We start from the raw sequence: 9,022 nt of genomic DNA, 5'->3' as shown, positions 1-9,022 counted from the left end.
ACCAACCGACTTTCTGGTCGAAAAACCAAGACGGCTGGAAACAGCAAACCTTGAAACAGCTGGCCGGTGCCACCTATTGCGAACAATCGCAAATGTTCGGCAAGAGCTTTGTCCAAGTGGGCAACGGCGCAGTTGATGAAGCTGTATTGACCCGCCCTATCGGCCAAGAGCTGGAACTGGTTCCGCTGAAAAATCCGAACGAAGTCAAAGCCGGCGGTATTTTGCCGGTCAAAGTCCTGTACAAAGGCGAGCCTTTGGTTAAAGCCACCGTTACCGCCAGCTCGGACACTTTGGCGGAAATGGACTTGGAATCAACCCATGACCACCGCGAGCCTCAAGGCTTCTCCGGCAAAACCGATAAAAACGGCGTGGTCAATGTGATTACGCTGATTGACGGTTTGTGGAAAATCAAAGTCGTGAACGAGACCGATTACGGCGATAAAAGCGTATGTCAGAAAGATAATACTTACGCAACGCTGATTGTGCCTGTCGGCACCAAACGCGCAGCCGCACGCCATGCCCACCATCATCATTAACAACCATTAAAAAAGGCCGTCTGAACTTTCAGACGGCCTTCATTTATTCTAATTCATAACCCAAATTTCTAAAAAAACGGGAGAATGTTTCCAACTCATCACCATTTAATTGGGTAAAACGGATACGGTTGCAGCCGGTCAAGACCACACTTCCCATCCAGTGCGCCCCAAAGACGCGCTCTAAAGGGACATTCCTCATTCGATTGATAAACGGTACTTCTGAAGAAAATTGCGTAGCAATATTCGGAGGCGCAAATTTCAAACCTAAGTCCTGCAATCTATAACGGTGTTGCGCCGTCAAAAACATATCCTCGTGGTGCAGCCGTACCAGCCATTCCATATCGGCAATTTTCTCGTCTTTCGGCGGCAAAGGCGGTCGGATTTCTACATTTAAACCCAGTTGTCGCGGCATGGTTAAAAGCCGCTTGCTGCGCAGGCTGAAACCGCCGTTCTGCGGCTCGTCCAAATTCGGAGAAGTCTGAATCAGATGTTGTTTAGCCAAATATTGGTCGGTTCCTTTCAGGAAAAACTGCCCGTCTGCTTCGGTTTCCAACAAAATCGGCAAAGGTGCGCCGATATAATCATATTCCCGATAGGCATCCTGCCAGTTTTGACCGTTCAACACCCAGCCGTCATTTTGAACGATCAAACAATAATCAGTATCGATGTAATACATCAGTTGGTACAAAACAAACAGATTGTATTCTAAATAACCGAATTTCCGGCAAGGCTGATGTCGGATATTTTCCGGCAAACCTTGCGGACAACTCGGGCTGATCAGCAATCCACGGCTTCCGGGCAATTCGGCGCAGCTGCGGATAATGGCATACATCGTGCCCTCGGTATAAGAATCTGCGCCGGTAATACTAACCACGGTAATGTCAGCAAAACTCATTATATGTTTCTCCTGTTTCAGACGGCCTTTACGTTATTTACGACGCCTTATTGCAGATATCTTTCAAGCGATACAAGGCATCCAAGGCTTCGCGCGGCGTAAGGTTGTCGGGCTGAATTTGCGCCAAAGCTTCAGCCAATTCATTGGTCTGCAAATTATCGACAGGCTCAACTTCTTGTTCTTTCCCTTCCTCATCTTCCCTATTTTCAGACGGCATGGCGCTGAAAATATCCAACTGCGGACGGTTGGCGGCGGCTTGGTTTTCCAAATCGTTTAAATGCTTTTGAGCCGCCTTCAATGCGCGGTTGGGCAGGCCGGCGAGTTTGGCAACGGCGATACCGTAGCTTTTGCTGGCGGGGCCGGGTTCGATGTGGTGGAGGAAGACGATGTCCTGTCCTTGTTCAAGTGCGGAGAGGTGCATATTGACTGCTGTTGCGTGGGCTTCGGGCAGTTTGGTCAGCTCGAAATAGTGGGTGGCGAAGAGGCTGAAGGATTTATTTTTTTGCAGCAGGTGTTCGGCAATGGCTTGGGCAAGGGCGAGGCCGTCAAAAGTCGAAGTGCCGCGACCAACTTCGTCCATAAGGACGAGGGATTGGTCGGTGGCGTGGTGGAGGATGTAGGCGGTTTCGCTCATTTCAACCATGAAGGTGGAGCGGTTGGAGGCTAAATCATCCGATGCGCCGATACGGGTAAAGATTTGGTCGATAGGGCCGATTTGGGCTGAATCGGCAGGCACGAAGCTGCCGGTGTGCGCCATGAGGACAATATGGGCGACTTGGCGCATGTAGGTGGATTTGCCGCCCATGTTGGGGCCGGTCAGGAGCATGAGGCGGTGTTTGTGGTCGAGGCGGGTGTGATTGGCGGTGAAGTGGCGCACTTGTTGCTCGACGACGGGATGGCGGCCGTTTTCGATATGGATGACCGGATAGTCGGCGAACTCGGGACAGACGAAACCGCGTTCGGCCGCAATCGCGGCGAAGGTGGAGAGTACGTCGAGGGCGGCGGCGGCTTTGGCGGCTTTTTGAAGCTGGGGAAGGGTCGTCTGAATGTCTTTGAGGAGGGCTTCAAACAGGCGTTTTTCCAATGCCAATGCCTGCTCTTGCGCGGTCAGGACTTTGTCTTCGAAGGTTTTGAGTTCGGGGGTGATGAAGCGTTCGGCGTTTTTCAGGGTCTGGCGGCGTTGGTAGTCGGAGGGGGCTTGTTCGGCCTGGACTTTGGATAGCTCGATGTAGAAGCCGTGGACGCGGTTGAACTCGACTTTGAGGGTGGAGAGGCCGGTGCGTTCGCGTTCGCGCGCTTCGAGGTCGAGCAGGAATTCGTCGCCGTGGTTTTGGATGTGGCGCAGTTCGTCGAGTTCTGCGCAATAGCCTTGGTTGATGACGCCGCCGTCTTTAAGCCAGACGGCGGGTTCGGGCATTACGGCGGCTTTGAGGGTTTCGGCAACGGGCAGGGTTTCGGGGAAAACGGCTTTGAGGGTTTCCAACAGGCTGCTACCCTCGGCGGATAATTCGATTTCGGATAGGGCAAACAGGCTGTCGCGCAGGGCGGCGAGGTCGCGCGGACGGGCGTTGCCGACGGCGATGCGGGCGGCGATGCGTTCGATGTCTGCGATGTTTTTCAGACGGCCTTGCAGGGTTTCGTATTGCGAACCCAGCGCGGCAACGGCTTCTTGGCGGGCGCGGATATGGACGCGGCTGCGTAAGGGGTGGTGCAGCCAGAGTGCCAAGAGGCGGCTGCCCATGTGGGTGGCGCAGCCGTCGAGTATGGAAAACAGGGTCGGCGATTTTTTGCCGGAGAGGGTTTGCGTGATTTCGAGATTGCGGCGCGTGGCGGCGTCCATGCCGATATATTGGCTGTCGGTTTCGAGCGAAATGCCGTCTAAGTGTTGCGGCATCAGGTTTTGCGTCAGGCGGATGTAGTTCAACAGCGCGCCCGCCGCACCGACAGCGGCTTCGTGTTCCTTGCCGTCCAAACCGAAGCCGTGCAGGTCTTGGCAGCCGAAATATTCGGTCAATAATTTCGCGCCCGCGTCGGCGGCAAACTGCCATGAGTTCAGGCGCGTGATGTTGGCAGAGGTCGTCTGAAAACCATTAGGCAGGCTTTTGCCTTCGGGCAACAGGATTTCCGCCGCCTGCAAACGCGCCAGCTCGTCGGCGAGTTTGTCCGCCGTCGTCAGCTTGGTTTTGAATTCGCCGCTTTGCAAAGATGCCCACGCGATGGCGATGTGTTTTTTATCCGCGTTCACCGCCGCGATGCGGTTGGTTTCCTTGTCTTCCAAAAATGCCGCGTCGGTCAGCGTGCCGGGCGTAACGATGCGCACGACTTTGCGCTCCACCGGTCCTTTGCCCGCGCCGACTTCGCCCACCTGCTCGCACACCGCCACGCTTTTGCCCATCTTCACCAGCCGCGCCAGATACTGCTCCGCCGCATGAAACGGCACACCCGCCATCTTAATCGGCACGCCGTCCATCTGCCCGCGCGTGGTCAGGGTAATGTCCAACAGCTTTGCCGCCTCCACTGCGTCATCCAAAAACAACTCGTAAAAATCGCCCATGCGGTAAAACACCAGCTTGTCGGCGTGTTGCGATTTGATGGCGAGATACTGCTGCATCATCGGGGAAACGGTGGGTTTGGACATGGAAAAGCCTTAGAAACGCAAAAGCGTTATTGTAACAAAAGGCCGTCTGAAAAACAGGTTTCAGACGGCCTTTAACAGCAGCTTGGTTTTAAGCCAAAGCTACTTCCAAATTATCAATCAGGCGCGTGGTACCCAAACGTGCGGCAGCAAGCACCACCAATTCTTTATCGCCAACATGAGCCACTGCCAAACTGTGTGCATGGCGGATTTCAACGTAATCAACCACCCAGCCGGCATCGGTCAAACGGCGGATACATTCGGCTTCAAGCTGGGCGTAATCCAGATTGCCGTTTTTCAAGGCGGCGGCAATGTTTTGTAACTCTTGATAGAGACGGGGCGCTTCTGCGCGTTCTGCTTCGCTCAAATATTGGTTGCGACTGGAAAGTGCCAGGCCGTCTGAAGCGCGACCGGTATCGACAGGAACGATTTCGATATTGAAATTCAAGTCTTCGACAAAGCCTTTGATAATCGCCAGCTGCTGATAGTCTTTTTTGCCGAAACAGGCGGTATCGGGTTGAACAATGTTGAACAACTTAGTCACAACGGTCGCAACGCCGCGGAAATGGCCCGGACGGAATTTGCCGCACAATTCATTTTGCAGGTGCGGAGGCTCGACATTGAAACGCTGTTCTACATTCGGATACAGCTCTTTTTCATCAGGCGCGAACACGACGGCAACGCCCTCGCCTGTCAATTTGTCGGCATCTTGTTGCAAAGTGCGCGGATATTTGTCGAAATCCTCGCCTTGTCCGAATTGCAGGCGGTTGACAAAAATACTGACCACAACGTTATCGGCACGTTTTTTTGCTTCGCGCACCAGCGCAAGATGGCCTTCGTGCAGATTGCCCATGGTCGGTACAAATGCCACTTTTCCGGCAGTTTTGCGCCACTCGCGCAATTCTTTAATCGTATGAATAATTTGCATGGTTTGAAAAATCCTTTATTTTTTCCGCTGTTTCATCAACGGGAATCACGCGCCGATTATACGCTTTTATTCATCGAAAAGGCCGTCTGAAATAAGTTTCAGACGGCCTGGTTTTTATTTTATCCGGCAAACGTATGTTCGACAGATGGGAACGTTTTTGCTTTGACTTCGTCCACATAGGCTTTGACCGCAGCTTGAACGCTGTCTTTGCCCTGCATAAAGTTCTTCACGAATTTGGCGGTTTTACCTGGGAAAATGCCGAGCATATCGTGCATCACCAAAACCTGACCGTCGCAATCCACGCCTGCGCCAATGCCGATGGTCGGGCAAGAAACGGTCTCGGTCACTTTTTTCGCCAATTCCGCAGGAACGCATTCCATCAATACGATTGCCGCACCTGCCGCATCATGCGCTTTAGCGTCGTTGAGCAACGCTTCCGCCTTGTCGCCTCGGCCTTGAACTTTATAGCCGCCGAATGCAAACACGGATTGCGGAGTCAGGCCGATGTGGGCGCAAACAGGGATACCGCGCATTTGCAGAAATTCAGTGGTCTCCGCCATCCAGACACCGCCTTCGAGCTTGACCATATGCGCGCCGGCCGCCATCAACTCAGCCGCCGCCGCAAATGCCTGCTCTTTGCTCTGCTGATAAGCACCAAACGGCAAGTCGCTGACAATCATGGCATTTTTAGTACCGCGAGCCACGCATTCAGTGTGGTAGCACATATCCTGCAAGCTCACCGGCAAAGTGGACTGACGGCCTTGCACCGCCATACCCAAAGAATCACCGACCAGCAGTACATCTACTCCGGCATTGTCCATCAGCGCGGCAAAGCTGGATTCATAAGCGGTCAGCATGGCGATTTTCTCGCCCTCTGCTTTCATTTTTTGCAAAGTGTTTACGGTAATCATGGTGTTTTGTGTGTTCCGCCCGACGGGCAGCCCTTTGTTGTAATGGAAACGCGGTATTATAAGGTCTGCTTTTAAAATATCAAAGCATAAGCAAAAAGCCCGACTGCTTTCACAATCGGGCTTTTAATTGGTGCCGGCACCAAGAGTCGAACTCGGGACCCCCTGATTACAAGTCAGGTGCTCTACCAACTGAGCTATACCGGCTTACTGAAATGCCTTGTGGCACCATCAGTCTTTAACTGGTGCCGGCACCAAGAGTCGAACTCGGGACCCCCTGATTACAAGTCAGGTGCTCTACCAACTGAGCTATACCGGCAAGGAAGTCGGCATTATGCCGATAAGTTCCCATCTTGGCAAGCATTTTAAAACAAAGTTACTCACGAAATTATAAAAACCAATGATTTTAAAGAAAATTAAATACCTGCCTTATTTTCCAATCTAACACGCTCAAAGGCCGTCTGAAAACCGCCCCAGCACAAAACATCATGGTTTCTGTTAAAATAACGCCTTTTACATCTTTCGTCTGCACCCATGCCACCCCGCCATCCTTACCGCCGCCTGCGCCCAGCCAAATCCCATCTGCCCGAAGTCGGTATTTCTGAAGAAGGCAATATCCGTTCCCTGCACTTGGGCAGCGACACCATTCAAAGCTCTATGAATGTCGATCATCCGTCCGAGCTGGTGTTGTCGTACAGCCGCGCCATGATGGGTTGGCTGCTGTTTGCAGAAACCCCGCCCAAACACATCACCCAAATCGGCTTGGGCGGTGGCTCGTTTGCCCGTTGGATAGACAGCTATCTGCCCCACACCAAGCAAACCGCTGTGGACATCAATCCGCAAGTCATCGCCGTGGCGCGCAGCCTGTTTGAATTGCCGCACGAAGGTGAAAATTTTGAAATTATCGAGGCGGATGGCGCGGAATATATTAAAGTGTTCCGCCACAATACCGATGTAATTTTGGTAGATGGTTTTGACGGCGAACAGATTATCGATGCTTTGGTAGAAGAGCCTTTCTTCCAAGACTGCCGCAATGCCCTCTCTCCCGATGGCGTATTTGTTACCAACTGGTGGAGCGGCGACCAGCGTTATCAACGCTTTGTCGAACGCCTGCTCAACGTCTTTGACGGCCGCGTACTCGAGCTGCCTGCCGAAAGCCACGGCAACGTAGCAGTCATGGCATTCCAAAGCAGCCCTAAAGAACAAAATATCGACAACTTAAAAAAACGCGCCGAAAAATTAAGCGAAAAATACGGCTTGGACTTCAAACGGATGCTTGTTGATTTGAAAGCCAACAATCAAAACAACGGCAAGAATTTTTATCTGTAAACCGTTTCAGGCCGTCTGAAAAAACAAACAAGGACACACTCATGCTCAAACCCGACATCATTCAAATCCCCGGTCCGGCCGGTTTACTGGAAACCATCTACCTGCCAAGCACACAAGAATCCGCCCGCGGCGTTGCCGTCATCAACCACCCCAATCCCCTGCAAGGCGGCACCAACACCAACAAGGTCATCCAAACCGCCGCCAAAGCCCTCAGCCAACTCGGTTTTCATTGCTACCTGCCCAATTTGCGCGGCGTAGGCAATAGCGAAGGCGAACACGACTACGGCCGCGGCGAAACGCAAGACTGCATTGCCGTTATCGACTACGCCCGAGCGCAACATCCTGATGCACCGCAATTCGTTCTGGCCGGTTTCTCATTCGGCGGCTACGTTTCCACCTTTGCCGCCCAAGAACGCACGCCTGATTTGCTGTTGCTGATGGGCGCCGCCGTCCATCACTACACCGACCGCCCGGAACCATCAGACGTTCCCAACGTCGCCAAAACATTGATGATTCATGGCGCGGAAGACGAAGTCGTTGAAATCAACAAAGCCCTGACATGGGCAGAACCACAAGGCCTGCCGGTTGTAACCATTGCCGGCTCGTCCCATTTCTTCCACGGCAAACTCATCGTTTTACGCGATACGATCACACGGTTTGCACCGGCTTTATTAGGCTAAAATACAGCTACAAAATAAAACAAGGCCGTCTGAAAGCTTTTTCAGACGGCCTTGTTTGTATGAAAACCTTATTATCAAATATCAGGCTCAAGTATTCAGAAATCCATCAAGGATTTTCTACTTAACATCTCAATTCTGAGTCAACCAATACTGCAAACCAATCAAAGTCTTACCATCTTTGATTTCATCGTTTACCAATGCATTACGCACCTCGTCCTTGCTCATCAGGACAGTTTCTGTAATTTCATCCTCATCGTTGCTCAACTCGCTGCCCAAACGCACGCCTTGCGCTTGGTAAAGATACATTTTTTCATCACAAAAACCGACTGCGGTATAAAAGGAGTACAACAGTTTGACACTGTCGGCGACATATGGCGTTTCTTCCGCCAACTCACGCAAAGCGCATTCGGCAGGATCTTCGCCTGCAATATCCAATTTACCCGCAGGCAATTCCAACGTCGCCTGATCGGCTGCATAACGCCATTGGCGCACCAAAACAACTTTGCCGTCTTCCGTTTCCGCCAATACACACGCAGCACCCGGATGGCGGATCACAACCCGTTGGCTTTCGTTGCCGTTGGGCAGGCGCACCCGATCGCGGCTGATGGTAACAAAAGAACCTTCGTAGATTGGCTCACTGCTTAATTTAGTTTCTTTCAAATCCATTTTTTACCTCATTTCCAAATTATTAAAATATTAAAGGCCGTCTGAAATCCTTTTTCAGACGGCATAGATAAGCCTTATTCCCGAGCGCGTTCAATTTCAATACCGACCTGCGCCACATCGGGCAAGATACCCGGTTTCACAATACGGACGCGCACTTTGGCCGCACCAAAATCATTTAAAATCAATTGGGCGATATATTCCGCCAAAGCTTCCAGCAGTAAAAAATCCTGTTCGGCAAGGCTGCGGCGTACGACTTCGCATACTTCGCCATAATGGATGGTATCGCCGATATCGTCGCTCGTGCCGGTACGCTCGGGAACACTGATTTCCAAATCCAAAATCAAAGTCTGTTTACGCTCGCGTTCCCAATCATATACGCCGATTAAAGTATCGGCCTTCATGCCGTACAAAAAGATTTTATCCATTTGCCTGTCCGTTTTTTTGA

The 9,022-nt window shown here is 51.9% G+C and carries 9 protein-coding genes and 2 tRNA genes; 3 read left to right on the top strand and 8 right to left on the bottom strand.

Annotation, left to right across the window (positions count from 1 at the left end; genetic code table 11):
• The coding region (locus ACTHUE_RS07385; RefSeq protein WP_440423189.1) for a DUF4198 domain-containing protein at positions 1 to 536 on the top strand (536 nt) is incomplete at its 5' end.
• A 43-nt stretch (positions 537 to 579) separates the two neighbouring features.
• On the opposite strand, the gene ACTHUE_RS07380 is transcribed toward ACTHUE_RS07385, so the two are convergent.
• From ACTHUE_RS07380 to ACTHUE_RS07355, 6 genes are all read right to left on the bottom strand, one after another.
• Positions 580 to 1,431, bottom strand: coding sequence for a DUF5672 family protein (locus tag ACTHUE_RS07380; RefSeq protein ID WP_440361182.1), 852 nt, complete (start codon positions 1,429 to 1,431; stop codon positions 580 to 582).
• Positions 1,432 to 1,468: 37 nt separating this feature from the next.
• On the bottom strand, positions 1,469 to 4,069 hold the full coding sequence (gene mutS, locus ACTHUE_RS07375; protein WP_440361183.1) for a DNA mismatch repair protein MutS: 2,601 nt from the start codon (positions 4,067 to 4,069) through the stop codon (positions 1,469 to 1,471).
• Positions 4,070 to 4,157: 88 nt separating this feature from the next.
• Complete coding sequence (gene panC / locus ACTHUE_RS07370; RefSeq protein WP_254323800.1) at positions 4,158 to 4,994, bottom strand: pantoate--beta-alanine ligase; 837 nt, start codon at positions 4,992 to 4,994, stop codon at positions 4,158 to 4,160.
• A 119-nt stretch (positions 4,995 to 5,113) separates the two neighbouring features.
• Positions 5,114 to 5,905 (bottom strand): 3-methyl-2-oxobutanoate hydroxymethyltransferase, encoded by a 792-nt coding sequence (gene panB / locus ACTHUE_RS07365; protein WP_049333454.1) that lies wholly within the window; start codon positions 5,903 to 5,905, stop codon positions 5,114 to 5,116.
• 128 nt (positions 5,906 to 6,033) lie between these two features.
• Positions 6,034 to 6,109: transfer RNA gene (locus tag ACTHUE_RS07360), tRNA-Thr, on the bottom strand.
• 36 nt (positions 6,110 to 6,145) lie between these two features.
• A tRNA-Thr gene (locus tag ACTHUE_RS07355) sits at positions 6,146 to 6,221 on the bottom strand.
• A 215-nt stretch (positions 6,222 to 6,436) separates the two neighbouring features.
• Between ACTHUE_RS07355 and ACTHUE_RS07350 the strand changes: the two genes are divergently transcribed.
• On the top strand, positions 6,437 to 7,231 hold the full coding sequence (locus ACTHUE_RS07350) for a polyamine aminopropyltransferase (protein ID WP_440361184.1): 795 nt from the start codon (positions 6,437 to 6,439) through the stop codon (positions 7,229 to 7,231).
• Between the two features lie 41 nt (positions 7,232 to 7,272).
• The gene (locus tag ACTHUE_RS07345; protein ID WP_440361185.1) at positions 7,273 to 7,911 is read left to right on the top strand and encodes an alpha/beta hydrolase; all 639 of its coding nucleotides are present in this window, start codon (positions 7,273 to 7,275) and stop codon (positions 7,909 to 7,911) included.
• A gap of 129 nt (positions 7,912 to 8,040) precedes the next feature.
• Here the strand turns inward: ACTHUE_RS07345 and ACTHUE_RS07340 are convergent, their stop codons facing one another.
• Entirely contained in the window at positions 8,041 to 8,577 is a 537-nt protein-coding gene (locus ACTHUE_RS07340; protein WP_004520157.1) for an NUDIX hydrolase, read from the bottom strand.
• Between the two features lie 74 nt (positions 8,578 to 8,651).
• The gene (gene folB, locus ACTHUE_RS07335) at positions 8,652 to 9,002 is read right to left on the bottom strand and encodes a dihydroneopterin aldolase (protein ID WP_004520156.1); all 351 of its coding nucleotides are present in this window, start codon (positions 9,000 to 9,002) and stop codon (positions 8,652 to 8,654) included.
• Positions 9,003 to 9,022: the final 20 nt, after the last annotated feature.

It is taken from the genome of Neisseria sp. P0021.S005 (assembly GCF_051956955.1).
This window is presented reverse-complemented; position numbering and strand designations above follow the sequence as displayed.